Source organism: Acetobacter fabarum, from assembly GCF_022483405.1.
Lineage (GTDB): Bacteria > Pseudomonadota > Alphaproteobacteria > Acetobacterales > Acetobacteraceae > Acetobacter > Acetobacter fabarum.
On sequence record NZ_JAKVNI010000001.1, the window covers coordinates 2708886 to 2734794 of the forward strand.

The 25909-nt window shown below is 61.0% G+C and carries 23 protein-coding genes; 14 read left to right on the plus strand and 9 right to left on the minus strand.

All coding sequences use genetic code 11. The features are described 5' to 3' along the window. The first annotated feature begins 74 nt into the window (after positions 1-74). The 4 genes from hslO (at position 75) to LKE65_RS12620 (ending at position 6139) form a co-directional block, all read left to right on the plus strand. Positions 75-1043 (plus strand): Hsp33 family molecular chaperone HslO, encoded by a 969-nt coding sequence (gene hslO / locus LKE65_RS12605; protein ID WP_086645256.1) that lies wholly within the window; start codon positions 75-77, stop codon positions 1041-1043. An 87-nt stretch (positions 1044-1130) separates the two neighbouring features. Beyond that, positions 1131-2078, plus strand: a complete 948-nt coding sequence (locus tag LKE65_RS12610) for a hypothetical protein (protein ID WP_278741582.1) — start codon at positions 1131-1133, stop codon at positions 2076-2078. Positions 2079-2183: 105 nt separating this feature from the next. Next, complete coding sequence (gene hrpB, locus LKE65_RS12615; protein ID WP_278741584.1) at positions 2184-4763, plus strand: ATP-dependent helicase HrpB; 2580 nt, start codon at positions 2184-2186, stop codon at positions 4761-4763. A gap of 257 nt (positions 4764-5020) precedes the next feature. Continuing rightward, positions 5021-6139 (plus strand): S1C family serine protease, encoded by a 1119-nt coding sequence (locus tag LKE65_RS12620; protein ID WP_086645383.1) that lies wholly within the window; start codon positions 5021-5023, stop codon positions 6137-6139. Positions 6140-6180: 41 nt separating this feature from the next. On the opposite strand, the gene LKE65_RS12625 is transcribed toward LKE65_RS12620, so the two are convergent. Further along, the gene (locus LKE65_RS12625; protein ID WP_278741585.1) at positions 6181-7035 is read right to left on the minus strand and encodes an aldo/keto reductase; all 855 of its coding nucleotides are present in this window, start codon (positions 7033-7035) and stop codon (positions 6181-6183) included. Positions 7036-7133: 98 nt separating this feature from the next. Here LKE65_RS12625 and LKE65_RS12630 point away from each other — a divergent pair, with 98 nt between their 5' ends. Next, positions 7134-7580 carry a DNA polymerase III subunit chi gene (locus LKE65_RS12630; RefSeq protein WP_278741586.1) on the plus strand — a complete coding sequence of 149 codons (447 nt, stop codon included), beginning with the start codon at positions 7134-7136 and terminating at the stop codon, positions 7578-7580. A gap of 44 nt (positions 7581-7624) precedes the next feature. Here the strand turns inward: LKE65_RS12630 and LKE65_RS12635 are convergent, their stop codons facing one another. After that, positions 7625-9097 (minus strand): leucyl aminopeptidase, encoded by a 1473-nt coding sequence (locus tag LKE65_RS12635; RefSeq protein WP_086645252.1) that lies wholly within the window; start codon positions 9095-9097, stop codon positions 7625-7627. 159 nt (positions 9098-9256) lie between these two features. Here LKE65_RS12635 and cysQ point away from each other — a divergent pair, with 159 nt between their 5' ends. The 4 genes from cysQ (at position 9257) to LKE65_RS12655 (ending at position 13198) form a co-directional block, all read left to right on the plus strand. Continuing rightward, positions 9257-10027 carry a 3'(2'),5'-bisphosphate nucleotidase CysQ gene (gene cysQ, locus LKE65_RS12640; protein WP_086645251.1) on the plus strand — a complete coding sequence of 257 codons (771 nt, stop codon included), beginning with the start codon at positions 9257-9259 and terminating at the stop codon, positions 10025-10027. 107 nt (positions 10028-10134) lie between these two features. Further along, positions 10135-11136, plus strand: coding sequence for an L-threonylcarbamoyladenylate synthase (locus tag LKE65_RS12645; RefSeq protein WP_278741588.1), 1002 nt, complete (start codon positions 10135-10137; stop codon positions 11134-11136). Beyond that, positions 11133-11696, plus strand: a complete 564-nt coding sequence (locus LKE65_RS12650) for a hypothetical protein (protein WP_165925125.1) — start codon at positions 11133-11135, stop codon at positions 11694-11696. Before LKE65_RS12645 ends, LKE65_RS12650 begins: the two co-directional genes overlap by 4 nt. Before the next feature lie 62 nt (positions 11697-11758). After that, complete coding sequence (locus LKE65_RS12655) at positions 11759-13198, plus strand: FAD-binding oxidoreductase (protein ID WP_278741589.1); 1440 nt, start codon at positions 11759-11761, stop codon at positions 13196-13198. A gap of 106 nt (positions 13199-13304) precedes the next feature. Here LKE65_RS12655 and LKE65_RS12660 read toward each other — a convergent pair whose 3' ends face one another. The 3 genes from LKE65_RS12660 to LKE65_RS12670 form a co-directional block, all read right to left on the minus strand. Next, positions 13305-13772 (minus strand): hypothetical protein, encoded by a 468-nt coding sequence (locus tag LKE65_RS12660; RefSeq protein ID WP_086645247.1) that lies wholly within the window; start codon positions 13770-13772, stop codon positions 13305-13307. A 31-nt stretch (positions 13773-13803) separates the two neighbouring features. After that, positions 13804-14463 (minus strand): hypothetical protein, encoded by a 660-nt coding sequence (locus LKE65_RS12665; protein WP_095349068.1) that lies wholly within the window; start codon positions 14461-14463, stop codon positions 13804-13806. A 252-nt stretch (positions 14464-14715) separates the two neighbouring features. Next, a complete protein-coding gene (locus LKE65_RS12670) occupies positions 14716-15294 on the minus strand; it encodes a cob(I)yrinic acid a,c-diamide adenosyltransferase (protein ID WP_086645245.1) in 579 nt (192 codons plus the stop codon). Positions 15295-15451: 157 nt separating this feature from the next. Between LKE65_RS12670 and LKE65_RS12675 the strand changes: the two genes are divergently transcribed. Together LKE65_RS12675 and LKE65_RS12680 are read left to right on the plus strand one after the other, a co-directional pair. After that, complete coding sequence (locus LKE65_RS12675; RefSeq protein ID WP_242005686.1) at positions 15452-15820, plus strand: DUF423 domain-containing protein; 369 nt, start codon at positions 15452-15454, stop codon at positions 15818-15820. Next, positions 15817-16779: an SAM-dependent methyltransferase gene (locus tag LKE65_RS12680; protein WP_278741592.1), complete on the plus strand. Its 963-nt coding sequence runs from the start codon at positions 15817-15819 to the stop codon at positions 16777-16779. The genes LKE65_RS12675 and LKE65_RS12680 overlap by 4 nt, the downstream gene beginning before the upstream one ends. Before the next feature lie 49 nt (positions 16780-16828). Here the strand turns inward: LKE65_RS12680 and LKE65_RS12685 are convergent, their stop codons facing one another. Both LKE65_RS12685 and LKE65_RS12690 read right to left on the minus strand, forming a co-directional pair. Then, complete coding sequence (locus LKE65_RS12685; protein ID WP_278741593.1) at positions 16829-17122, minus strand: hypothetical protein; 294 nt, start codon at positions 17120-17122, stop codon at positions 16829-16831. Between the two features lie 4 nt (positions 17123-17126). Then, positions 17127-17630 carry a hypothetical protein gene (locus LKE65_RS12690; protein WP_341461213.1) on the minus strand — a complete coding sequence of 168 codons (504 nt, stop codon included), beginning with the start codon at positions 17628-17630 and terminating at the stop codon, positions 17127-17129. Between the two features lie 136 nt (positions 17631-17766). On the opposite strand from LKE65_RS12690, the gene LKE65_RS12695 reads away from it, so the two are divergent. Continuing rightward, on the plus strand, positions 17767-18030 hold the full coding sequence (locus LKE65_RS12695; protein ID WP_278741596.1) for a DUF1653 domain-containing protein: 264 nt from the start codon (positions 17767-17769) through the stop codon (positions 18028-18030). A gap of 31 nt (positions 18031-18061) precedes the next feature. On the opposite strand, the gene acs is transcribed toward LKE65_RS12695, so the two are convergent. Together acs and LKE65_RS12705 are read right to left on the minus strand one after the other, a co-directional pair. Then, positions 18062-20005: an acetate--CoA ligase gene (gene acs, locus LKE65_RS12700; protein WP_095349074.1), complete on the minus strand. Its 1944-nt coding sequence runs from the start codon at positions 20003-20005 to the stop codon at positions 18062-18064. 208 nt (positions 20006-20213) lie between these two features. Continuing rightward, positions 20214-20654, minus strand: coding sequence for a DUF2501 domain-containing protein (locus tag LKE65_RS12705; protein ID WP_086645239.1), 441 nt, complete (start codon positions 20652-20654; stop codon positions 20214-20216). A 553-nt stretch (positions 20655-21207) separates the two neighbouring features. On the opposite strand from LKE65_RS12705, the gene LKE65_RS12710 reads away from it, so the two are divergent. Together LKE65_RS12710 and putA are read left to right on the plus strand one after the other, a co-directional pair. After that, positions 21208-21912, plus strand: coding sequence for a GntR family transcriptional regulator (locus LKE65_RS12710; RefSeq protein ID WP_086645238.1), 705 nt, complete (start codon positions 21208-21210; stop codon positions 21910-21912). A 104-nt stretch (positions 21913-22016) separates the two neighbouring features. Continuing rightward, complete coding sequence (gene putA / locus LKE65_RS12715; protein ID WP_408744076.1) at positions 22017-25742, plus strand: bifunctional proline dehydrogenase/L-glutamate gamma-semialdehyde dehydrogenase PutA; 3726 nt, start codon at positions 22017-22019, stop codon at positions 25740-25742. Positions 25743-25909 lie beyond the last annotated feature (167 nt).

A 25909-nucleotide genomic window follows, 5' to 3' on the forward strand; every position in this document is an offset into this window, starting at 1 on the left:
CCTGCCGCAGGCCCCACCCTGCGGCAAAGAGAGGCACGACCTTGATGTTTATGTTGGCAGGATAGAACGTTTTTATGGAAAAACCGGCTTTTCTCGACCGTGACCGCCCCGATGTGCCCGGTCTGGTGGTTCCGGGCGGTGTAACGCCCTTCTATCTGGCAGGCCGTCCGGTCCGTGGGCGGCTGATCCGCCTTGGCGTGCTGGCCGACGCCATGCTGACCCGCCATGACAACCCCGATCAGGTTACCGCCCTTGCAGGCAAGGCGCTGGCTCTGGTGGCGGCACTAGCCTCCGCCCTTAAATTTCAGGGGTCATTCTCCCTCCAGATCAAGGGTGATGGCCCGGTTTCCATGCTGGTGGCAGACTGCACGCATGATGGCGCCCTGCGCTTTTATGCCCGTTCGGATGAAGACGCACTGAACGCCCTGCTGGCCCAGAACCCCACCCCCACGGACAGGGAACTGCTGGGGAATGGCTACCTTGCCCTGACTGTTGACCAGGGGGCGGACATGGAGCGCCACCAAGGCATTGTGGAAATTGCGGGCGATGACCTGTCCGCCATGGCTACCCATTACTTTGCCACCAGCGAGCAGCATGCCTGCTGGATCATGCTGGCGTGCAAAATGACCGATGCGGGCTGGCGCTCTGGCGCACTCGTGCTCGAACGCATTGCAGGGGAAGGTGGCACGGCCGAAGCCGAGCTGACCACGCCTGACGGCACAACCCACGACGACACCGCGTGGGAGACAGCGACCATTCTGGCAACCACGCTCAGCGTAGGTGAACTGCTCGATGATACCCTGCCCGGCCCCCAGCTTTTACACCGCCTGTTCCATGAGGAAGATCTGCGTGTCAGCCAGTCCCGCGCTCTGGCGTTTGGCTGCCGCTGCTCGCGCGCAAGACTGGTGGAGGTGCTCCAGCACTTCCCCGAAGATGATCTGGACCACATGTGCGTGAACAATGACACCATCGTTATGACCTGTGAGTTCTGTAACAAGGATTTTCATTTCCCGCGCAGGGACATCGCCTCCGCCACAAGCTGAGCGCCTTGTTTGTAACGCACGGTTGACGCAGCCCCACGCTGGGGGCCTGCGTTGGATTATTTCAGTCGGCTGTTCAAGAGGTTGTGCATGATGCCGTTCCCCCGTATGCGCCTTTCCCATCTGGTTGCCGCTTTTGTGCTGCCAGCAGCACTTGCCGGGTGCGCGGACCAGCCCCAGCCAACCCGGTTTGCGCCGCTGAGCTATGATTATCTGGGCCAGATTCACCTGAATGTGGCCACGCTGGATGTGGTGGACAATTCCGTAGCCAACCCGGAACCGGGGGATATTGGTTACAAATCCCCCTCCCCGCCCGACCACACACTACGGCAGATGGCGGCAGACCGGCTGATCGCAACAGGCAATGCGGCAGCGGCCAGCACCGCCCATTTTGTTATTGACCGTGCGTTTATCCTGCACCAGCCCGGCGGCACGCTGGACGGGCAGATGGATATTCATCTGGACATCCTCAACCCCGAAGGCAGGCGCGTGGCGACTGCCTCCGCACAGGCAACCCAGACCCTCCACCCCGATCCTTCGCAGGATGTGGAAAGCCCGGCAAATCTGTACGAAATTACAAAAGATATGATGCAGACCATCAATGTCGAATTTGAGTACCAGATCCGCCATTCCCTGAACAAATGGCTAGTGGATGCGGGGGGCACCCCCATGAACAACGCCATCCAGACCCAGCCCCTGACAGGCGCACCGGATGCAACAGCCCCGGTACCTTCCGCTGCCGCGGCATCCACCCCTGCGACGGACACAATGTCTGACACCAAAAGGCTGACCGAGCTGCCATCTGCGGGAACAACCCCTGCAAATGTTAGTGTAGACTCTGCCAGCACGGACACCGCCTCCAGCGCAGCCCAATCCAGCACGCCAGCACCCGCACAGGCACAGGCACAGGCAGCACCGCTGGAGAGTGAACCCAGCGCTATCTTCCCCGCCGGGATGGATGACACCCCGGCTCCGGCCAAAACCCTTTCCCCCAAAGCGGGTTTTTTAACCCTGCCCACCAACAAAAAAACACGCTAACTCCAGCTCCACCGGCATCTGGCCTGCCCCCATGCACCACAGAGGTCATGGGGGATGTGAGCAACCGTGCAGCCAGCCCGCCAGAGCAACATAAAAGGCGGCACGATGCCCCAGACCCTTTTTTCCGACCCTGATGACATTGCAAACGGATTGCCGGTTAAGGAGATTCTCTCCCAGCTGCGCGCGGTTCTGGCGGCAGAGCCCACAGCCGAGCGCCCTGCCAGCGCCATTGTGGTGGCACCTCCGGGGGCAGGCAAAACCACGTCCATTCCCCCTGTGCTGGCAGCCAGCGCGTGGCGGGGCGAGAGCGGGCGGATTATCATGCTCGAACCCCGCAGGCTGGCTGCCCGCGCCGCCGCCCAGCGCATTGCCAGCCTGATGGGGGAAGAGGCAGGCGGGTTTGTGGGCTACCGCACCCGCATAGACAGCGCCGTTTCTGCCCGCACCCGTATTGAGGTACTGACCGAAGGACTATTCCTGCGCCGCCTGCTGGGGGACCCCATGCTGGAGGATGTCGCCTGCGTTATTCTGGACGAGGTGCATGAACGTTCCCTGGAGGCGGATCTCGCCCTTGCGTTCTGCCTGGACCTGCAACGCACCCTGCGGCCAGACCTGCGGCTTGTCGCCATGTCCGCCACCGCCGAAACCGAACGGCTGGCCAGCCTGATGAACGCCCCCGTGCTGACCAGCGAGGGCCGCATGTTCGCGCTGGAAGTCCACCATGCCAAAAAGGACATTCCCACCCTGCGTGACATAGCCCCCGCCACGGCTGCGGGCATACGGCAGGCACTGGCGGAAACCACGGGGGATATTCTGGCCTTTTTGCCCGGCACGGGAGAAATCCGGCGCACGGCCCAGTTGCTGGACGGCATCAGTGCGACTGTCCTGCCCCTGCATGGGGAGTTGCACCCTGCGGAACAGGCCCGTGTGCTGCGCCCAGCCGATAACGGGGAACGCCGCGTTATTCTGGCTACCTCCATTGCGGAAACATCGCTGACCGTACCGGGTGTGCGTGTGGTGGTGGATTGCGGTTACCGCCGCGCGCCACGGTTTGATGCCGGGGCTGGGCTTTCCCGCCTGGATACACTGCGTATTTCCCGCGCGGCAGCACGCCAGCGGGCCGGCCGCGCAGGGCGCGAAGCACCGGGCACGGCCTATTGCCTGTGGAGCGCCAGCACACAGCGCGCCATGCCCCAGCATGACCGCCCCGAAATTCTGGAAGCTGATCTGGCAGATTATGTTCTGGCTACAGCCCTGTGGGCTGATACGGTTGGAACAAGTGAGCCATTACCCCTACCCGACCAGCCCCCCGGCAGCGCGGTTGCCGCTGCGCGGGAGCTGCTGGAACAACTGGGAGCGGTGGATCCGGCGGGGCATATTACCCCACTTGGCAAACGCATGGCCCAGCTTGGCACACACCCCCGCCTTGCCGCCATGCTTTTGGCGGCACGCACAGGGGAGGAGGCCGCCATGGCAGCCGACCTTGCCGCCCTGCTTGAAGAGCGCGACCCACTGCGCCCACGCCACGCAGCCCACGGCAAGCCCCCCATAACACCCCCTGCCGATATAGGGTTAAGGCTGGACCTGATTGCAGGCGAAGACCACCCTGATGCAGACCGCGCTGCCCTGAGCCGCATACGGCTAGCAGCAAAGCGATTCCGCTCCCGGCTGAATGTTCCCCAGCACCTGCCTGCGCAGGGCAACCCCGCCGCCCTGCTGGCAGCAGGCTTCCCTGACCGGATAGCCCTATGCCGGGGCGAACCGGGCAGCTACCGGCTGGCCAATGGCAGCAATGCGCGCCTCCGGCGTGATGATGGGCTAAGCCCCCACCGCCTGCTGGCCGTGGCCGGGCTACACCTGCGCACCGCCGCTGAAATACGACTGGCAGCACCGCTGGACCTGAACGACCTGCCCCCCACCCTGCTGGCGCGTACGCAGGAGCAGGTTGAAACCACGCTCGACCCCGTATCCGGCAATATTCTGGCCCGCAGGCGCACACGCATTGGCTGCCTTGTGCTCAAGGACAGAACCGAAAAAGTTAAGCCAGAGGAAGCCGCAGCCCTTCTGCTGCTCCATGTGCGCGACAACCTGGAAAACGCCCTGAACTGGACAGAGGCCGTAAAGCAGTTGCAGGCCCGTGTTGCTCTGGCCCGGAGCGTGCACACCACGCCAGAATCCGCTGGCAGCACGCAGGAGGAAGAACCAGCCTGGCCCGATTTTGCCTCCCCGGCTCTGGCGCAGACTGTGGCGGACTGGCTGGCCCCTTATATGGAAGGCCGCAACTCCGTTGCGGCCATGAAGGAACTGGATGTGCACACCCTGCTGCGCAACCTGCTGACATACACCCAGTACCAGTGGCTGGAGCGGGAACTGCCAACCCACCTGCCCTTCCCCGGTGGACGGGCAGAGGTGGATTACACCCAGCCCGTACCCGTGGCCTCGGCCCGTGCGCAGGTTTTTTATGGCACGGAACAAACGCCTCTACTGGCAGGCGGGCGGGTACCCCTGCGGCTGGCTCTTCTTTCCCCCGCCGGGCGGCCACAGGCCATTACGGCGGACCTTGGCGGGTTCTGGCAAGGGGGATGGGCGGATATGCGCAGGGATATGCGCGGCCGCTACCCCCGCCACGACTGGCCCGAAAACCCGGCCCTTGCCCCGGCAAAACCGCGCACGCGCCCAAGCTAGGGCAAAGCCACCCCAACCGTGTGGGGGCATCGGCTACAGGCTCCAGTCACTGAGTCTTAAAATTGTGCGACATATGCCCCCAACCCAGCCCCAATATGGCTGGGTCGTAACCCGCAGGGGGCGGCATTGCACCCGCCTCTGCGCCCCCGCGATGTGAAAAAGAACAGGAAAAAAGGGTTCGGGTCAGCAGCATGGTTGCGCAACTGCGCCAAACATGGCCTAAAGTTCATATGCTTGGCTCCATGGCACCGCACCTTATGAACAGACTGTTGCAAGGCCTGCCCTGTGTGGCCGTGGCCTATCTGTGCTGCACACCGCTCCTGAGCACCGGAGAAGCCCGCGCTGGCACGCTGCCTTCCTTTGCGCCTGCCACACCCCTTGTAACCTCTGGCCCAGTCAGCTTTGCCCCGCTTGTGCGCAAGGTTGTGCCTGCCGTGGTCAATATTGCCGTCACACGGGATGATTTTGCCGCAGACAGCCACCACAAGCTCCCCTCCTCCGTTAAAGGCACACCATTGGAGCGGCGTTACCGCGAACGCATGCGCCACCATGGGGATGAACTGCTGGAGGCCGGGTCCGGCTTTTTGATCGACCCCAGCGGTTTTATCGTAACCAACGGCCATGTGGTGGAAGATGCGGACACCATTACCGTCTCACTCGTCAGCGGTAAGGAGTTTACGGCAACGCTGGTGGGCATGGACCCGCTGACAGATATTGCCGTTATCAAAATTACCAGCCCCGAGGCCCTGCCCTATGTGGAATGGGGAGATAGCCGACAGGTACAGGTAGGGGACTGGATTATGGCAGCGGGCAACCCGTTTGGTCTGGGTTCCTCCGTAACGGCTGGCATAGTCTCCGCCCGTGGGCGCGATATAGGAAGCAGCCCGTTTGATGACTTTTTGCAGCTTGATGCGCCCATAAACCCCGGCAATTCCGGTGGCCCGACCTTTAACCTTGCCGGACAGGTTGTGGCACTCAACACCGCCATTGTTTCCCCCACCGGAGGATCTGTGGGGCTCGGGTTTTCCATTCCGTCCGAAATTGTGATTCCCATTGTGGAAACCCTGCGCCAGACCGGGCATATAGACCGTGGTTGGCTGGGTGCAACGCTGGATGATGTTCTGACCCACAATGGCGCCAAGGTTACCGAGGTGGACCGCAACAGCCCCGCAGCGCATGGCGGGCTCCGCAAAGGCGATGTTATTACCATGCTCAACGGGGAGCATGTGGATACCGCCCGCGCCATGATCCGTGCCATCGCTGCCGCCAAACCGGGGAGCGAGGCGGCCTTGGCCATCATGCGTAACGCCCACCCGCAAACGCTGACCATCCATGTCGGCCTGCGCCCTTTATCAGAGGATGGCGGGTTCCATTAAACCCGCCATCTGGCCGTGTAGCGCAGAACTGGCCCTGACCATCAGATCATGACCAGTGGCTCCTTACTGGCTGGGGGCGCAAAGGCAGCATCCAGTTCCGCCAGATCCTGCAGCACCAGCCTGAGTTCCGCCGCAGCTACGTTAAGGCGCATATGCGCAGGGCTGCCTGCTTTGGGAATGGCAAGCACATTGGGCTGGCGCAGCACCCAGGCCAGTGCAACCTGCGCAGGCGTTGCCGCACCAAGCGATGTTGTATGCCGCGCCGCCACCCGCGCCAGCGCAGGATGGGCCAGCAGCGCCCCCCCCTGCCCTATGGGGGAATAAGCCATGGTCACAACCCTGCGCTGCCTGTCCGCCTGTAGCAGGTCATACTCCACGCCCCGGTGTTCCAGACTGTACAGCACCTGATTGGCCGCGCACTCCCCGGGCCGGGAGCAGCCTTCAAGGTCGCGCATATCGTCAGTATCAAAGTTGGAAACACCCCAGTAGCGGATCAGCCCTTCGCGCTGGAGGGTGCGGAAGGCCTCCACGGTTTCGGCCAGTGGCACGCTGCCGCGCCAGTGCAGGAGGTACAGGTCCAGCCTGTCTGTACCCAGATGCCTGAGCGAACGGCGGCAGCTTTGCGCAACCCCTTGGGCGGAAGCATTGCTCGGCAGCACCTTGCTGACCAGAAAAATCTGTTCACGCATCGGGGCTATGGCCTCCCCCACCAGTTTTTCCGACCGGCCATTGCCGTACATTTCCGCCGTATCCACAACCTGTATGCCCTGCTCCACCGCATAACGCAGGCTTGCTATCTCCTCCTCCCTGCGGGCAGGGGTGTCGCCCATATTCCATGTTCCGACCCCCAGTGCGGGCAGGATTGTGCCATCTGGCAGGGTTATGGTTTGGACCATTGCAGGTTTCTCCTTGTATCCTCGGGCCATCAGGCAGCATAAAACAGCGCAGGACCATGCTCTGTTCCGCCCCACGGCAAGACTGTTATAGTGGATATATGACCCAGATCGGCTTTTACCACCTGACCCGCACCAGCCTGACAGAAGCCTTGCCCATGCTGCTGACCCGCACGCTGGACAGTGGGCAAAAAGCGGTTGTGTGGTGCACGGACAAACCCGCGCTGGATGAACTGGACAAAACGCTCTGGCAGATTGCCACCCCGCGCTGGCTGCCCCATGGCAGTACGGGCATAGCCTGCCCCGACCTGCAACCCATATGGCTGAGCACTGGGGATGACTGCCCGAACGAGGCGCGTTTTCTGTTTTTAACGCAAAACCGGCACTGCGCGGACCCGGCCCGCTTTGAGCGGATATTCGACCTGTTTGACGGGCATGACGAAAGTGCAGTTACCGCCGCCCGTGCACGCTGGGCACAGGCCCACAAGGCGGGACATGACCTTGCATACTGGCGGCAGGAAGATAAGGGCTGGAAGCGCGCCCGCTAAAAACCCGCCTGCCCGTATAACCGGGCAGGCGGAAGCAGAAATGCTCAGCCCTGCTCAAACCCGTTACGCACAAAGCGGTCAAGCAGGCGCACACCAAAGCCGGTTGCCCCTTTGGGCTGACCGTTTTTGGCCTTGCTGGCCCAGGCAACCCCGGCAATATCCAGATGCGCCCAAGGGGTTTCACCCACAAAGCGCTTGAGGAACTGTGCTGCGGTAATGGAACCACCAGCCCGGCCACCGCTAATGTTCTGCATATCCGCAATATCGGACTTCAGCAGGGCATCGTATTCCTTGCCCAAAGGCATGCGCCACAGCTTTTCGCCCGTAAAGGCACCGGCATCAGCCAGCCCTACGGCCAGATCATCATCATTGGAGAACAGGCCCGCGTATTCGTGGCCAAGCCCCACAATGATCGCCCCGGTCAGGGTTGCAAGGTCCACCATAAGGCGCGGAGCAAACCGGTCCCGCGCGTACCACAGCACATCGGCCAGAACCAGACGGCCCTCGGCATCGGTATTGAGCACCTCAATTGTCTGGCCAGAGGCGCTGCGCACCACATCCCCCGGACGCTGGGCCGTGCCGGACACCATGTTTTCCACCAGCCCCACAACACCCACGGCATTAACCGGAGCCTTGCGCAGTGCAAGCGAGGCCATAAGCCCGGTGACCGTTGCGGCACCGGCCATATCCCACTTCATGTCTTCCATGCCGGCGGCGGGCTTGATGGAAATACCACCCGAGTCAAAGGTCACACCCTTGCCAATAAAAGCTACGGGGGCGTCCCCTTCCTTGCCGCCATTCCAGCGCATGACCACTGTACGCGGCTCGTTAGCACTCCCCTGCGCCACACCCAGCAGAGCCCCAAAGCCCAGCTCGGTCATGGCGGCAACGTCAAGCACCTCTACCTCCAGCCCATGCGCACGCAGGGTTGTGGCGCGCTCGGCAAACTCGACCGGATTGAGCACATTGGCCGGTTCGCTCACCAGGTCACGCGTCAGCACAACGCCGCGGGCAACGGCCTGCAGGGACGGCCAGAGCTCCTCCGCCGCACCCACATGCGCGCCCAGCACGGACAGTTCAGCCAGCTGGTGTTTTTTGTCGTCTTCTTTTTTGGTCTGGTAGAGGCCAAAATGGTAGGCACCCAGCACGGCACCCAAAGCCACATGGGCAGCCAGCGCGCCAGAAAGATCGCCTACAGCCACAGCCGCTTTTGGCGCACGCGCAAGCAGGGAGGCCGCAAGCCCGCCAGCCTTTTCCGCCACCCATGCGTCCACATCACCAGCTTTGCCAATGCCGACCAGCACAATGCGTTCAAAACTGTCCGATGGTGCCAGCACAACACAGCTTGTGCCGTCCTTGCCCTTAAACCCCTCCGCCTTGGCCGCACGGCTGAGAGCGCCCTGCGTTGCGGCATCAAAGTTCTGAAAAACAGTTGGGTGCGCATCCCCTTCGGGCACCAGAATGGCCAGCGCGCCTGCCGTGGACTCTACCTGGGTGGAAAATGAAATCTGTAGCATGATTTGACCAATCTCCCTGAAAACCACATCTATTCTGCCTAAGTCCCCCACCCTGTCTTGGCAATAGCCAGAGCCGCCCCCACGCCCCGATTGCACGATAAACACCAACACCCCACCACAGGGCATGACGGCGGCCCCAAGCTGGCGTATGCTAGGCTCATGAGCACCCTTGCAGATACAGACCTGCTGGCCCTTGCCGCCAGACTGGCCAACGAAGCCGCCGAAATCATCCGCACCATCCGCGCGCGGGGTTTTGAGACCGTGACCAAAACCGACTCCTCCCCCGTAACGGAGGCGGACCACGCGGCAGAGGCCCATATTCTGCGCGGGCTGCGCGCGGCCACACCCGATATTCCCGTTATTGCGGAAGAAGAAGTTGCCGCAGGCCTGCAAGCCTATGCCACCCCGGCCTACTGGCTGGTGGACCCGCTGGACGGCACGCGGGAGTTTGCCGCAGGGCGGGACGATTTTACCGTCAATATCGGCCTTGTGCGCAATGGCCATGCCGCACTGGGGGCCATGGCCCTGCCAGCCTACCACCAGCTTTACACGGGGGGCGTGGGTCTGGGCGCGCACCGGCTGGACAAAAACGGGCTACAGGCCATTCATGTCCGCACGGCTCCTGCTGAGGGACTGAGCGTTCTGGCATCCCGCCATCATGCGGATGACACCCGTCTGGCCGAATACCTGAATGGCAAAAAAATTGCGCATCTGGGCAATATCGGGTCAGCCGTAAAGTTTGCCCGCGTGGCAGAAGGGCTGGTTGATCTGTACCCCCGCCTCGGCCCCACCATGGAGTGGGACACAGCCGCCCCGCAGGCCATTGTGGAAGCCGCGGGCGGCCAGATTACGCTCCTGGATGGTTCCCCCCTTGTTTATGGCAAAACAGGCTGGAAAAACCCTCCCTTTGTCTGTACCGGAGCGCTATAAACAGGGCAGGCCAACCGTAGCCCCTTTACGCAGGGGTCTCCTGTTGCCAAAACATTGCAGCCTCACTGATCGGCCTACGGATTGCGCCCTGTTGCCATGAGAACACCATGACCAGACGTCTGGATGCCACCCAAAGCGGCATTGCCACTGCTGCCAGCATTCTGCGGGCTGGCGGCCTTGTGGCCTTTGGCACGGAAACCGTTTACGGCCTTGGGGCAGATGCCAGCCAGCCGCAGGCGGTCGCCCGGATTTTTGAAGCCAAGAACCGCCCGCGCTTTAACCCGCTGATCAGCCATTTTGCCAATGCACAGGCGGCGTTTACGCAGGTGGTCCCCAATGCCATGGCCCACAGGCTGGCGCAGGCGTTCTGGCCGGGGCCACTTACACTCATTCTCCCCCGCGCACCGGGGGCAAGCATTAGCGATCTGGCGGCAGATGGCCTTGCCAGCCTTGCCGTGCGCGTACCCGCCAATGCCACAGCCCTTGCACTGCTGGAACAGGCGGACCGCCCCATAGCTGCTCCTTCGGCCAACCGCTCCGGCCGCATCAGCCCCGTGGACGCAGCCCATGTGCTGGAGGAACTGGACGGCCGGATAGACGCCGTGCTGGACAGTGGCCCCTGCACCGTGGGGGTGGAAAGTACCGTGGTGGACCTGACAGACCCGAACACCCCCACCCTGCTGCGCCCCGGTGGCATAACGCTGGAAGAGCTTGTTGCCATCTGCCCGCACATAAGCCTGCCGCAAACCACAAGTGATGTGGCCCCACATTCCCCCGGCCGCATGGTCTCGCATTACGCGCCGCACCTGCCTGTGCGGCTGAACGCCTTGCAGGCCCAGCCGGACGAAGCCCTGCTGGCATTTGGCGCCACCCGCCCCACCCTTGCCCCGCTGGTATGGAACCTGAGTGCTGCCGGGAACCTGGAAGAAGCCGCGGCAAGGCTGTTTACCGGCCTGCGCACACTGGACCGCGAAGGGCAAACCCTTGGGTTGCGCCGCATTGCCGTGCAGCCCATACCCCAGCACGGTCTGGGCCGTGCCGTACAGGACCGCCTGAACCGCGCGGCAGCCCCCCGTCCGCAGGACGGAACAGAAGACATGGCACCATGACCGAGATTGATCCCAAGGAACTCAAAATCCTGTCGGACATTCTGGCACTTGTGCTTGAAGACAACCCCGGCCAGTCGGACACGGCCCTACAGGCCCTGCGCAACCGTGCCCGCAAGAACAGCACAACCGGGGGAGCGCTCAAAAACCTGTTCCAGACCATTGCGGTCAATCCATCCAAGGCCAAAAGCACAACCCGCCAGACTGGCACGCGGGCCTCTGCCAGCAAGGCCAAAACAACCGACATGCCGGACCAGTACCGCGTGCAGCTGCGCGAAATGGCCGACAGCATTACCCGGCTGGACCGCAACCTGCGCGTTGCCTATTCCCAGAACGAAACACTTAAATCCGAACTCTACCTGACCCAGAAATCCCGCGCGGAACTCCAGACCCATCTGGCAACACTTCAGGCCACCAAACGCACCCAGAAGCCACTCACCATTGCCATTAGCCTGCTGGTTGGCATGCTGGTGGGGGTTGCGGGGTCTCAGGCCGTGCATGTCCTGTGGCCTGCGCCACCACCGGCCCATACCATGGCCGACAACAGCCATTATCTTTACTAACGGGTCGCCCGACCGCGCGTTCAATTTTGTCTTTTTGTGCTTTTGCAGGGAAAACCAGAGCCATGCCACAAACGCCCCTCCCCCCGTCCTTACATGATGCGCTGGTGCAGATCCTTGGCCCTTCGGGTGTTCTGACCAACCCGGCGGATACAGAGGCGTTCTGTGTGGACTGGCGCGCCCTCTACCACGGCCATTGTGCCGCAGTGCTACGCCCGGCCAACACGGAGGAGTGTGCAAAAGCCGTGGCCCTGTGCCACGCACACAATGTGCCCATGGTGCCACAGGGGGGCAATACCAGCATGGTCGGGGGCGCAACCCCGGATTCGAGCGGGCGGGCTGTTGTTATTTCCACCACCCGCATGAACCAGATCCACACGATTGACCATGCGGACCTGACCATGACGGTGGATGCAGGGGTTACCCTTAAAGCAGCACAGGATGCGGCAAGTGCTCAGGGGCTATTGCTCCCGCTTTCCATCTCGTCCGAAGGGTCGGCTGATATTGGCGGGATTCTGGCCACCAATGCAGGTGGCAACAACACGGTGCGCTACGGCAATGCCCGCGAGCTGGCTCTGGGGCTACAGGCCGTGCTGCCCGATGGCAATGTGCTCAACCTGATGCGCAAGCTCCGCAAGGACAACACAGGGTATGCGCTGCGCCAGCTTCTGGTTGGTTCGGAAGGCACTCTGGGCATTATTACGCAGGCGGTCATCCAGCTTCAGCCTGCCCCGCGCTCGCGCGAGACGGCACTTTGCGCAGTGGAAAACCCACAGGGCGCACTCAACCTGTTTGCGGCCTTCCGCAAGCAGGACCCCTCCGCCATTAATGCGTTCGAGTTCATGTCCGGCACGTCCATGGCGTTGGTCAATGCACTGATTGATGGTGCCGCCCTGCCGCTGGAAGCCCCGGCCCCGGCCTATGTGCTGATGGAACTGGCCAGCCCCCGCGCCGATGACAGCCTGCGCAGCCTGATGGAAGATGTACTGGGTAGCGCACTGGAAGACGGGCTGGTAACAGACGCCGTTCTGGCTGAAAGCGAAAGCCAGCGCCAGAGCCTGTGGATGATCCGCGAAGAACATGCCGAGGCACAAAAACGTGCAGGGGCATCGGTCAAGAACGATGTCTCCGTTCCACTGGCAGCCATACCGGAGTTTATTGAAGCGGCCACCAAAGCCTGCGAAGCCCTTATTCCGGGTATTCGAGTTGCGCCCTTTGGCCATATTGGCGACGGCAACATCCACTTTAATCTGGTGCAGCCCGAGGGTGCGGACCCCGCAGCATTTTTGGCGCAGGACCACGCCATGATGGATACGGTGGCCGAAATCGTGCGTAAGCTGGGCGGGTCTTTCTCGGCCGAACATGGGGTCGGCCAGCTTAAAACCTACATGATGCCATCCTGGCGTGGGGGTGCGGAACTGCAAACCATGCGCCGGATTAAAGCGGCACTGGACCCGCAGGACCTTATGAACCCCGGCAAGGTTTTACCCCCCGCCCAGGCATAATCCGTTACAGGACCGGGGGCATGCTAAAGCCCACGCCTTCGGTCCATTCCGGCACGGGCCTGCAACCCATGCAGGCACAAACGCTGCCCCACACGGACTAAGGGCTTTATTGCCCCCGTGAAGAAAAAGACAGTGTTGGATACCAAAAGCACAGTATTTGTAAAATAAAAGCGGGCAGAACAATCAGGCCGGGGTCAAACCCCACCATGATCATTGCAAGGCCCGTGAGTATAGGGGCCGCAGCCCGCTCAACTCTGGCCCCTTGCGGTGTGTTGCAGGCCAGAACCGAACATACGCCCCCAACCCCCAGTGCCGCAGCCGCCATAACAGCATAAAGCGGGTGGCTTGTAGCCTGCGGCAACAGGCCATCATGCACACTGGAAAGGGAGGACATGTCAGACGACCAGCCTGCCAGCCCGAACAGAAAGCTGAATGGCAGCACAAGCACGCCAAACACATCGCGCAGCAGGCCGACAAAGCCCATAACAACAGGGGGCAGCACAACACAGGCCACGCCCAGAGCCACGTCCAGAACCAGCAGAGCCAGAGCAGGTGTGGCGGTATTATTTTTCATGGTGGGGAACCCCTTGGCGCAAGGTCAGGGATTAATCCTTCCACCATTTAACGGGCTGGGGCTCTTCCACCCTGACCTCTGCTTCAACCACTTCAGGTTCCTTGCGGGGGCGGCCACGGGGTTTGGCGTCCAGCTGGCGGCGCAGGGCGGCTATTTCGGCCTCCTGTTCTTCCATCTGGCGGCGACCGGCACGAATTTCGCGCCCGGCAAGGGCCAGTTCGGCTTCCCGTTCGGCCAGTTTGTTTTTCTGCTCGGCAATCAGGGCGTCCGCATGGCCGATGCGTGTGGTCAACCCGCGCTGGGCCGCCTGCATGTCGGCCAACTGGCGATCACTTTCTTCTGCACGCAGTTTTTCTTCCGCCAGCTGGCGGCGCAGGCGGGAAAGTTCGCTGCTGTCTTCTTCGTTAAAATGTACGGCGCGGGAGGTTCCTGCAATCCGTGGAGCGGCAACAGTACGCGGCGTTGTGCGTGCGAGGGAGTGTTTTTCCACCTGCACCTCACCATCACGCACAAAGCGGCGGCGCTTGTTATTGGCGCTTTCGGCCGCGGGGCGGGGTTGCGGAGCGGCAGATGAGCGGGGGCGGGCGGAATGCCCAATACGTTCAAGCGCATTGCGCATGGACGCTTCTTCAAGCCCTTCCTCATGATCCCTGTCCACTACGGGGGCGGAGAGAAAAGATGATGTATTCATGAATTCAGATGTCACGTTTCAGATATTTTATGGACTGTTTAAAAGCTGCCAGAAAACCAATTGTGTTTTTATGCGCCCGGGCAGAACAGATGCAATGCACCTGTGGCCTTGACCCGATGGTTTGATAAAAACAGAGATATGGCCGCAGCACCGGCAGCAGGGTATTTTGCACATTACCACAGAGGGCAATGTCTGCTGGGGTTGTCCTTACCATATGCCCCCTCTTTTTCCAAGGGGTTGTACGGCGTGGCGCTATTTTTCACCTTTGGGCACGGGTTGCCACACAACATCCGTCTGTCCGTCATGATTGAAGTGACGGGCCAGTACAAAAAAGTAATCGGATAATCTGTTCAGTATTTTCAGCAAAACAGGGTTAACCCGTTCTGCACGCGACAGAGCCACCATACGCCGCTCGGCCCTGCGTACCTGTGTGCGGGTCATGTGCGCCATTGCCGCGGGCACGGAACCACCGGGCAGCACAAACCCGTTAAGGGGGGACTGGCGAGCCCGCAGTTCCTCTATCCTGCGCTCAAGCACCAGCAGGGCGGCTTCTTCCACCCGATGGGCGCGCTCGGCCATGGGACCATCTTCGGGTAGGCAGACATCCGCCCCCATATCAAACAGCAGATTCTGCACTGCCGTTAACTGCTGGGCAATGCTGTCCCCCGCTGGTGTGTGAGCCTGCACCAGACCAACCAGCGCATTAATCTCATCCAGTGTTCCCAGCACCTCTATACGGACGTCATCCTTGGTAACGCGTGACCCATCGCCGAGTGATGTCTGCCCGCCATCCCCGCCACGGGTTACAATTTTATCAATCCGTATGCTCATACCTCAGGCTCCCGAACACTGGCTTTATTTCTTATCCGCACAAAACGCACCACCTTACCCGGCGTTGCAAAGACTAAAATTGAGGGTTGGCCATGCAGCGCTATTTCCGTTTGCCACAGACACGCCTATACAACCCTTTATGTTGACCGGATCTTTTATGACACGTCTATGGCGGATCTGTGGTGCGCTCCTTATTGCCACAGGCACCGTTATGGGGGCCCTGACCGCACACCTACCCGATGCGCATTTTGCCGAGGGCGGGCGGATTATGGCACGCAGCGCCATGGATATGCAGATGTGGCAGGGCATAGCCCTGCTGGCTCTGGGGCTTGGGCTGGCCGAACGTACCAACCGTATTCTCATTGCCGGGGGCTGGGGGGTGCTGGCAGGTACGCTCATGTTCTGTGGCGGCGTGTATAATACGGCCTTTACCGGCCACCATGGCAGCCACATTGCCCCCATTGGCGGCGGCATGCTCATTCTTTCGTGGCTGGTGCTGGCCGCAGGCTGGGTCCGCCGGTCATGAGCACCTCCATACAGGGTGCATGGCTGGCAGCAGACGGGCTTAAACACGTTCTGCAAGAAGACCTGCTGCTCCGTGGGGTAGAAGTTGTGGCGTGGCATGGCATGCTTGCCCTTTCCACCCACAAAGCACTCTACTCCCCCTGGGCGCTGGATATATGGATAGCCCCGCAACGCGCCAGCATTACCTCCATCCGCAATGCGTCAGACACGTTGCGCGCCATCCAGCGCAACTGGAGCCTGTATGCGGTGGACAACTTCCGCCGCTCCGGGCTGATTGTGCAAAAACTGCCGCCGGTCAAAGCTGCACCCTTGATTTTCCCCACCCCGGCACCGACCAGCCCGCTTGGGGCATGGACCTTGCTGGACACTTCGTCCCTGCTGTTCTCGGCCACAAAAACCAGTCCGTTTGTCCATGGCGCACCGGAGTTTGTGGAAAACCGGACAGACCCACCCTCCCGCGCCTACCTAAAGCTCTGGGAGGCCTGCACCCGGCTGGGCCGCTGGCCCGCTGCGGGTGAGCGGTGTTATGATCTGGGTGCCACTCCGGGTGGGTGGACATGGGCACTGGCAAGCCTTGGCGCACAGGTAACCGCGTTTGACCGCGCGCCGCTTGCCCCATCGGTTGAGGCCATGCCGGGCGTAAGCTTTCAGCAGGCCAGCGCATTTGGGCTGGACCCAAAACAGCTCCCCGCCACGGACTGGGTTTTTTCCGACATTATTGCCTACCCCCAGCGCCTGCTGCGCCTGACCCGAGCATGGATTGATTCGGGGCAGACCAAGAACATTGTGCTGACAGTCAAGTTTCAGGGTGAAACAGACCATGAAACCGTAGCCGCCTTTGAAGCCATACCCGGCGGGGCACTCGCCCATCTGGCGCATAACAAGCACGAGCTGACATTCTTCTGGTCACAGGAGGCAGCCGACAAAGACGTATCCCCCCTCCCCACCACCATAACCTGAGCGTGCAAAAGCCGGGCTGGCCGTAACACCAGCCCGTGCCGCCACCGACCTAGCGGCTGGCCCGCCTGCGGCGGAGCAGGCGCTCAATGCCATGCACCAGCAGCACAGCAAACACAAAACACAGCACGATCATGACAACCGCAACTGTCCGCTGGGCCTGCGCCTGACCGTTGGAGGCCAGAAAACGCAGAACATCCCCCCCGGTGTGTCCGCCGGTCATGGCATCAAACCGGGGCAGAACACTCAGCACCCAGCGCAGCAGAAAAACCAGAAGGGCCGTAAGCCCGATTGTGGCCCCGGTCTTGATTACGGTCAGCCGGATGCTGCCTTCATCTTGTGCCATGGGGTTACAGGCGGCCTGCGGGCTGCTGGCCCATATGCGCCTGATGCTCCTCTACCGAAGCCTTCAGCCCCGGCACGTCCGGTGCCGCTAGCGTATCCACGTAGGTGTTGTTCTTCCACACCCAGCGGTCCGAGCCATCGACCTGAATATCGCGCAGGCCCCCATGCGTTGTGGGCAGTAGCTCAATAGGGCCACTTACGGAATCCAGCACCTTGGTCCATGCCCCGTTGCGTTTGACATACACATCTGTCGAACAGCCGGCAGACCCGCACAGGCTGGCTGCCTGCACCTGCACAAACAGCGCCATATTCGCACCATTGGCAGACAGGGGGGCAGAGCCCACAAGCACAAGTGGTTTGTCATTATGGCGGGCGGCGGCGGCAAGGTCATCCGCGTTCAGCTCACGCGCGGCACTGTCCAGTGCGCTGCCGCGCTGATCGGTCAGGGCCACGGGGTCTGTTCTGCCGTGGGTAAACGACCCTTGACGGGTTTGGGGCGCACCCAGCACCTGTGCTGCGCCAAAAACACCGCACGGCAGGGCAGACAACCCTGCCAACACACAATACAACCCTACACGATGCCTCAAGCGCACATTCCTTGTTTTACCAGACCAGAATAGTCCCTTTGTGGAGTAGAGCCCAAGCATGTCCGAGCAGACAAGCCAAAATACCACGCCAGAACAGCCCCGGCACCCAAAGCCCGGCCTCTACCGCCATTATAAGGGGGGATTGTACACGCTTCTATGCGTAGGCCGCCACAGCGAGACGGAAGAATGGCTGGTCACTTACCGGTGCGATTCACAGGGGACCTACTGGGTGCGCCCGCTGGACATGTGGCTCCAGACAGTTCAGGGCGTGCCCCGTTTTGTATTGATCGGGGATAAGCCAGAGCAACCCCGTGGCGCGTAAGGGCCCCCTCACACGCCACGGACCGAATGCCCTAGCCCGCCTGCCCGGCAACCTGGGCAATAATTTCTTCCACAATATCCGGGTCGGACAGGGTGGAAAGATCGCCCAGATTATTCAGATCATGCGAAGCAATTTTGCGCAGCAGGCGGCGGACAATTTTACCTGAGCGGGTTTTGGGCAGGTCCCGCACAACGTAAATCTGCTCCGGCACCGCATAGCGCCCGACCCCATCGGCAATGGCGCGGCGTACGGCGGCGGGGTTCAGGCTGCCTTCGGTGCGGGGGACAACAAACACAACCAGCCCCTGCCCCTTCAGGTCATGGGGAACGCCAACGGCGGCACTTTCCACCACTTCGGCATCGGTTGCCACGGCGTCTTCAATTTCTGCCGTGCCAATCCGGTGGCCAGAGACATTGACCACATCATCCACACGGCCCGTGATCCAGAAGTATCCGTCTGCCTCACGCCGTGCGCCATCACCTGAAAAATAACGCCCCGGGCAGGTGGTAAAATAAGTCTGGCGGAAACGCTCGTGGTCCCGCCACAAGGTCATGGCCTGACCGGGCCATGAGCGGGCCATGCACAAAAGGCCATCCCCGGCACCTTCAACCTCTGTCTGGGTCTGTGCATCCACCAGAACAGCGTTTACCCCCGGCAACGGCAGCCCTGCGGCCCCCGGCCGGCCCGGCACCTGTCCGGCACTGGCGGTGAGCATGACCCCCCCGGTTTCGGTCTGCCACCATGTGTCCACCACGGGGCAGCATGCCTTGCCGACCTCATCATGGAACCATTGCCATGCCTCGGGGCTGATCGGTTCGCCCACCGTGCCCAGTACGCGCAGGCTGGACAGGGAGCGGCTACGCACCACATCCGCATCTTCCCGCATGGCAGCACGCACCACGGTGGGAGATGTGTAAAAAACGCTTACGTTATTGCGGTCAATCACATCCCACCACCGGCCCGGCTGCGGCCATGAGGGCAGGCCCTCATAAATCAGGATTGTCGCGCCGTTACACAGCGGGCCGTAAACAACATAGGTGTGCCCGGTAATCCAGCTTGTATCTGCCGTGCACCAGAACACATCGTTCGGCTGGGCGGCAAAAACCACCTCATGCGTATAGGACGCCCAGACCAGATACCCCCCTGTGCCGTGCACAACGCCCTTGGGCCGCCCCGTACTGCCCGAGGTGTACATAAGAAAGAGCGGATCACAGGCATCCATGACCTCTGGCGGGCAATCCGGGATCTCCATCGCCACTTCCGCAGTGTAGGACAGATCGCGGCCGGGCTGCATGGGCACTTCCGTACCCGTAACAGGCACCACCAGCACATGGCGCACGGTGCAGGCTGCACCGCAGGCCAGCAGGGCCTCGTCCATGGTCACCTTGCTGGGAATGGACTTGGCCCCACGCCGCGCCACATCTGCGGTAATCACCACAGCAGCGCCGCTATCCATAAGCCGTTCAGCCAGCCCTTCGGCCGAAAAACCGCCAAACAGCACTACATGGATTGCACCAATGCGTGCACAGGCCAGCATGGACACCACACCCTCGGCCACCATGGGCAGGTGAATGGCAACGCGGTCGCCCTTGCCAACGCCCAGCCTGCGCAGCGTATTGGCAAGACGGCAGACCTGCGCATGCAGTTCGCGGTAGGTCAGGACCAGTTTCTGCCCATCTTCCTGTCCTTCCCAGATCAGGGCGGCTTTGTCAGGCTGGGTCAGAACGTGGCGGTCAAGGCAGTTTTCGGCCACGTTAAGCTGGCCATCGCCGTACCAGTCTATGCGGACATCGCCGTTAAAGTCGGAGCGGGAGGCATGGGAGGGCGCTTTATGCCAGACCAGTCTGCGCGCCTGCGACAGCCAGAAAGCCTCCGGGTCGCGTTGCGCACGCTGCACTTGATCAAGGTAGCGATCAGAGACAGCTGTCTCCGCCGTGCAGGGAATATTCTCTTCCACTCGGACTGGTCCTTTCATTTACGTTCTTATTTTGCACCCGAACCAGATGGTCTTTGATCATATCATGCCCTCAGAGGAAAGACATGTACCCACCTCCCGACACATAAAAAGTGACCACACAGGCATAAAAAAGGCTGGCCACAGGAGTGACCAGCCTTTTTTGTTATGCCGTTTTTATTCCACACCTTAATTCCGGTCGGCGCGGAACAAGGGCCTGACCCTGTTATTACAGAGCAGCTTTGGCGCGTTCCAGAACGGCCTTGCAGGTCTTCTGGCGCAGCGGCAGGGTTGCCATTGCCACGGTGTAGGTATGGTCGTTCAGGCGGATCTGGCCAGCGGAGCCAATCGCATAGAACATGTTGCCATCCGCACCATCGGACACGGCGTTGGTCTTTTTGTTGTATTCAAGCAGCGTGCGGAAGGCATCGTCATAATCCGGCACGTATTCGTTCTGGACGCAGTAGTTCAGCAGACCTGCGTTTTCCTTCGGGTCAATGGAAGCCACATAACCCGACGGGTCCACGGTTGAGAGGAGAGACGTATCCCCCCCGCGGATGACCGGCATATTGAGGGTCTGTTCCTCGGCATGAGCAAGTGCGGGCACGGATGCCAGCACGGACGTGGTAAGGGCTAGCGCCGACAGGGCACGCACGGCAAACAGTTTCATTCAGAATCTCCCAAACGGAATATGCGCCAAACTGCCCCGTAACCCCCGCAAAGATCAAGCAGCCCCCACGCGCGCAAAAAACATGGCAGCCCACAGCCCTGCCCATGTGGGGGAGCACCACGCCTGTCATAACAAAAACGGCACCCCGTTATGCCGCCACGGCACCGGACCCGACACGCCACTGCAAACAGGCCATAAATGGTACGATAACCCACAGCATGTAAAATAAGGGTCTTGAAACATTACGATATTATCTTTGTCTTCTGTAATGTTGCTGGCATTGTCGGGCTAATACCCAGCGCAGGCTGCCCCCATTGCCAAACCCTGCTCTGGCAGGGCAATCTTCCCTTTGTGGGGCAGAACGAGCCAACACGGCGGGGGTGTTTTTCTGCCCTGCCATCGGGCCATCACGATCAGGTGATATAACATTCAACCCCCAATCCACCGGCCCGATACACGTTGCAGACGGGCTGGCCGATTGAACAGTTCGGGCATCCATTCTATAACAACCTTAACGAGTCCGTAACAAATTTAAGCGGGAGCTTATACCGACATGCTGCCTGCCAGCCTTTTCAAGAGTGTTGAAATTGCACCGCATGGCACCGCGTCAGAGAGCATCTGCACGGCTTTGCGCAAGGCCATACTGGAAGACCAGCTACAAGCAGGCCGCGCCCTGCCCCAGTCTGAGCTGGCGGCTGGGTTCGGGGTTAGCATTATCCCCGTGCGTGAAGCGCTCAAACACCTTGAGGCCGAAGGGCTGGTCGCGTTTACGCCCAACAAGGGTGCTCTGGTTATTGGTCTGGATGAAGCCGATATTCTGGAATACTCCCAGATTCGCGCAGTGCTGGAAGAACAGGCCGCAGCCGAGGGCGTGCGCAACATGAGCCGCGTGGATTTTGCCCGTGTGGAAGACGCTTACGAAGCCTTTGTCGCCGGTGTGGAAGGCCCGCAGGGCATGATCCGCTCTGGCGCTCTTAACCGTGCCTTCCACAACTCCATTTATGCCGCAGCCCCCCGCCCGCGCCTGCTGGAAATGATAGAGGACCTGAACACCAGACTGGACCGCTACATACGCGGTCATCTGATTATAGAAGGCCGCACAACCATTACCCATGACGAGCACAAGGCTATTCTGGACGCCTGCCGTGACCGGGACGCGGATTTATGCGCACGGCTGACGCGCATCCATATTCTGGAAGCCTCCAGAATCTCGGTAGATGTCTTCCGCCGCAGGCAGGCCGGGCACAGCTTGGGCTGAGCATTTTTAGCTTATAAAAATCTATATTTTACAAACACTTGTTTGTTTGTCCGACGTATCATACCTGATTGAATAATATATGATGTTGCAAATCATATATTATCGTGTCAGAGCGAAAAAATCATTGTGAAGCCAAAACCAACCTGCGCACCCGCAGCGGCTCGGTTTGGCGGTTGATTCGGATGAACAACGCCATGTCCTCTACCAACACATTTGCCCCCGATTTTTCCTCCCGCACGCCGCTGCGCAAAGCGATTACCCAGGCAATCCGCCGCCCCGAGCAGACATGCGTGGAGGCTCTGGCCCCCGCCGCAACGCTAAGCGCGCCAGAGGACAACGCCGTAGCAGCACTGGCCACCAGACTGGCCGAAACCCTGCGTAGCCAGCGCAACCCCGGACTGGTGGAAACACTGGTGCAGGAGTTTGCCCTTTCCTCCGCCGAGGGCGTGGCGCTGATGTGTCTGGCCGAAGCCCTGCTGCGTATTCCCGACATGGCAACGCGCGATGCGCTTATTCAGGACAAGATTGGTGAGAGCGACTGGCTCTCCCACGTAGGGCGCGGCAAACCGCTCTTTGCCAACGCCGCCGCATGGGGGCTGGCCCTGACGGGCCGCGTGGTAGCCGAGCATAATGACAAAACGCTCTCTGGCGCACTCATGGGTTTTGTAGAGCGGAGCACACGCCCCGTTATTCGCAAGGCCGTGGATGCCGCCATGCGCATGATGGGCGAACAGTTTGTGCTGGGCCAGACCATTGAGCAGGCCCGCAAGAACAGCGCAAAACTTGAAGAAACCGGCTTCGCCTATTCCTACGACATGCTCGGGGAGGCCGCCTACACCGCAGCAGATGCCCAGCGTTACCGGCAGGACTACATTAACGCCATTAACGTTATCGGCCGCAGCGCCAAAGGGAGCAATGTTTACGAACGTCCCGGCATTTCCATCAAACTTTCCGCCCTGCACCCCCGCTATGCCCGCGCCCAGCATGCGCGGGTCATGGGGGAGCTTCTGCCCGTTGTGCAGGAACTGACCCTGCTCGCCCGCCAGTATGACATTGGCATCAACATTGATGCCGAAGAAAGCGAGCGGCTTGATATTTCGCTCGACCTGCTGGAAGCCCTGTGCGCTACACCGGGGCTGGAAGGCTGGAACGGCATTGGCTTTGTGGTGCAGGCCTACGGCAAGCGCGCCCCCTTTGTGCTGGACTACATTATTGATCTGGCAAAGCGCACCAACCGGCGGATTATGGTGCGCCTTGTTAAAGGTGCCTACTGGGACAGCGAAATTAAAAAAGCGCAGGTCGAGGGTATGGCAGACTACCCCGTGTACACCCGCAAATGCCATACAGACATCAGCTACATTGCCTGTGCGCGCAAACTGCTGAACGCGCGGGATGTGATTTTCCCCCAGTTTGCCACCCACAACGCCCGCACCCTTGCCACCATTTACACACTGGCAGGGCAAAAATACGAGATCGGGTCTTACGAGTTCCAATGCCTGCACGGCATGGGCGAACCTCTCTACCGTCAGGTTGTCGGGGCAGACAAACTCAACCGCCCCGCACGCATTTACGCGCCGGTTGGCACGCATGAAACACTGCTGGCCTATCTGGTCCGCCGCCTGCTGGAAAACGGGGCAAACTCCTCTTTTGTCAACCAGATCGGGGATAGCGCCATTGCCGTTTCCTCCCTGATTGAAAACCCCATCACATCCGCCCAGCGCTACACGCCGTTTGGGGCCCCTCATTCCGAAATCCGCAAACCACTCGACCTGTTTGCGCCAGAACGCCAGAACTCCGCAGGGATTGATCTGGCCGATGACCGCGCACTTGAGGCACTGGCAGCAGGTATTGCAGCGGCCCCCCAGCAGTGGCAGGCCGCCCCCATTGTGTCCGGCGCAACACCCGGAGGCACCCAGCACCCGGTAACCAACCCAGCCGACCGGCGGGATCTGGTTGGCCACGTTACCTACGCCACGCCGGAAACCGTCAAACAGGCCGTGGACGCCGCACAAAAAGGCTTTGCGGACTGGGCAGCCCAGCACCCCGCTGCACGGGCGGAATGCCTGCTTAAAGCCGCCAACCTGCTGGAAGACCGCCACCCAGCCCTTATGGCCCTGATCTGCCGAGAAGCCGGCAAATCACTCCCCAATGCTGTGGCCGAAATCCGCGAGGCGGTGGACTTCCTGCGTTACTACGCCACCACCATCCAGCGTGATTTTAATAACACAACCCATGTTCCCCTTGGCGTTGTGGCCTGCATTAGCCCGTGGAACTTCCCGCTTGCCATTTTTATTGGCCAGATTGCCGCAGCCCTTGCCGCTGGCAACGCCGTAATTGCCAAACCGGCGGAAGAAACACCCCTGATTGCAGCCGTGGCCGTAGCCCTTCTGCACGAGGCAGGCATACCCACCCCTGCCCTGCAACTCCTGCCCGGTGAGGGCGACGTGGGGGCAGCCCTTGTCGGCGATGCCCGGATTATGGGGGTTATGTTCACCGGCTCCACCGCTGTGGCCCAGCTGATCAACCGCCAGTTGCTGGACCGGCGCACAGCCACCGGTCAGCCCGTGCCATTTGTGGCCGAAACCGGCGGGCAGAACGCCATGATCGTGGATTCGTCCGCACTGGCAGAGCAGGTTGTGGCCGATGTGCTGGCTTCGGCGTTTGACAGTGCAGGCCAACGCTGCTCCGCCCTGCGTATCCTATGCGTGCAGGACGACTGCGCGGACCACGTTCTGGCCATGCTGCGCGGCGCCATGCAGGAACTGCGGCTGGGCAACCCCAGCATTCTGGCAACCGATGTAGGGCCGGTCATTACCCCCGAGGCTGCTGCCGGCATTACCACGCATATTGAGGCCTTCCGCAGCAGAAACGCCCCGGTCCACGCCCTGCCCGTACCAGACCACTGTGCCAATGGCAGCTTTGTGCCGCCAACACTGATCGAGGTCATGTCCATTCAGGACGTCGGGCAGGAAGTGTTTGGCCCCGTCCTGCATGTGCTGCGCTACCCACGCGCCCAGCTTGCCTCTGTGCTGGCAGACATTAACGCCACCGGTTACGGCCTGACCTTTGGCCTACATACCCGGCTGGATTCCACCGTGCAGAGCGTTCTGGAACAGGTGGAAGCGGGCAATCTGTACGTCAACCGCAACACCATTGGCGCGGTTGTAGGTGTGCAGCCTTTTGGCGGGCGTGGCCTGTCTGGCACGGGGCCAAAAGCGGGGGGGCCGCTTATTCTGCGCCGCCTGCTGGCACAGGTGCCCCCCCTGCCACAGATTGCACGCGGCACGACCCCACAGGCCATGACCGAATGGGTAGACTGGCTCCGCACGCAAGGCGAAAGCGAAGCCGCCCAGCGCGCCCATGCCCTTGCCAGCCAGCCGCTGACCAACGCCCAGATCACCCTGCCCGGCCCTGTGGGAGAACTGAACCTGTACAGGCTGGGCGCACGTGGCACGGTACTGTGCATGGCCCAGACCACAGCAGGGCTTTATGACCAGATTTCCCTCACTCTGGCGGGCGGGAACACCGCAGCCATTCTGGCGGACGCCACGGTTCTGGCTGCCATTGCAACCCTGCCAGCATCTATTGGGCAGTTTGTACGGCCGGTTTCCTCCGCCAAATCCCTCACATGCAGCATTTTGCTAAGCGATGCGGACAACGCGGCATTCAACGCCACACGTGCCCAACTGGCTGCCAGCAACGGACCTATTGTATCGGCCTATATCACCCAGAACGGCCTGCCCTCGATCGAAGCCGTGCTGGAGGAGCAGTCCCGCAGCATCAACACCACCGCAGCAGGGGGCAACGCCAGCCTGATGACCCTGAACTAACGGGATCAGCCTTATTCTGCTTTAGGCCCGGCTGCTGTGCCGGGCCTTTTTTTGTTCAACCCATGCGGGCCATGCTGCGCTGCGGAGCATGGCACCATCCAACTAAGATCATTTTTCCGTGACCACCCGAAGTGTTACAACACGCCCATACCGGCGGCTTATACCGC

Excerpts from the sequence above, each read along its gene's own strand:
- hslO (WP_086645256.1), top strand. The coding sequence starts at position 75 with ATGGAAAAACCGGCTTTTCTCGACCGTGACCGCCCCGATGTGCCCGGT.
- LKE65_RS12610 (WP_278741582.1), top strand. The coding sequence starts at position 1,131 with ATGATGCCGTTCCCCCGTATGCGCCTTTCCCATCTGGTTGCCGCTTTT.
- hrpB (WP_278741584.1), top strand. The coding sequence starts at position 2,184 with ATGCCCCAGACCCTTTTTTCCGACCCTGATGACATTGCAAACGGATTG.
- LKE65_RS12620 (WP_086645383.1), top strand. The coding sequence starts at position 5,021 with ATGAACAGACTGTTGCAAGGCCTGCCCTGTGTGGCCGTGGCCTATCTG.
- LKE65_RS12625 (WP_278741585.1), bottom strand. The coding sequence starts at position 7,035 with ATGGTCCAAACCATAACCCTGCCAGATGGCACAATCCTGCCCGCACTG.
- LKE65_RS12630 (WP_278741586.1), top strand. The coding sequence starts at position 7,134 with ATGACCCAGATCGGCTTTTACCACCTGACCCGCACCAGCCTGACAGAA.
- LKE65_RS12635 (WP_086645252.1), bottom strand. The coding sequence starts at position 9,097 with ATGCTACAGATTTCATTTTCCACCCAGGTAGAGTCCACGGCAGGCGCG.
- cysQ (WP_086645251.1), top strand. The coding sequence starts at position 9,257 with ATGAGCACCCTTGCAGATACAGACCTGCTGGCCCTTGCCGCCAGACTG.
- LKE65_RS12645 (WP_278741588.1), top strand. The coding sequence starts at position 10,135 with ATGACCAGACGTCTGGATGCCACCCAAAGCGGCATTGCCACTGCTGCC.
- LKE65_RS12650 (WP_165925125.1), top strand. The coding sequence starts at position 11,133 with ATGACCGAGATTGATCCCAAGGAACTCAAAATCCTGTCGGACATTCTG.
- LKE65_RS12655 (WP_278741589.1), top strand. The coding sequence starts at position 11,759 with ATGCCACAAACGCCCCTCCCCCCGTCCTTACATGATGCGCTGGTGCAG.
- LKE65_RS12660 (WP_086645247.1), bottom strand. The coding sequence starts at position 13,772 with ATGAAAAATAATACCGCCACACCTGCTCTGGCTCTGCTGGTTCTGGAC.
- LKE65_RS12665 (WP_095349068.1), bottom strand. The coding sequence starts at position 14,463 with ATGAATACATCATCTTTTCTCTCCGCCCCCGTAGTGGACAGGGATCAT.
- LKE65_RS12670 (WP_086645245.1), bottom strand. The coding sequence starts at position 15,294 with ATGAGCATACGGATTGATAAAATTGTAACCCGTGGCGGGGATGGCGGG.
- LKE65_RS12675 (WP_242005686.1), top strand. The coding sequence starts at position 15,452 with ATGACACGTCTATGGCGGATCTGTGGTGCGCTCCTTATTGCCACAGGC.
- LKE65_RS12680 (WP_278741592.1), top strand. The coding sequence starts at position 15,817 with ATGAGCACCTCCATACAGGGTGCATGGCTGGCAGCAGACGGGCTTAAA.
- LKE65_RS12685 (WP_278741593.1), bottom strand. The coding sequence starts at position 17,122 with ATGGCACAAGATGAAGGCAGCATCCGGCTGACCGTAATCAAGACCGGG.
- LKE65_RS12695 (WP_278741596.1), top strand. The coding sequence starts at position 17,767 with ATGTCCGAGCAGACAAGCCAAAATACCACGCCAGAACAGCCCCGGCAC.
- acs (WP_095349074.1), bottom strand. The coding sequence starts at position 20,005 with ATGAAAGGACCAGTCCGAGTGGAAGAGAATATTCCCTGCACGGCGGAG.
- LKE65_RS12705 (WP_086645239.1), bottom strand. The coding sequence starts at position 20,654 with ATGAAACTGTTTGCCGTGCGTGCCCTGTCGGCGCTAGCCCTTACCACG.
- LKE65_RS12710 (WP_086645238.1), top strand. The coding sequence starts at position 21,208 with ATGCTGCCTGCCAGCCTTTTCAAGAGTGTTGAAATTGCACCGCATGGC.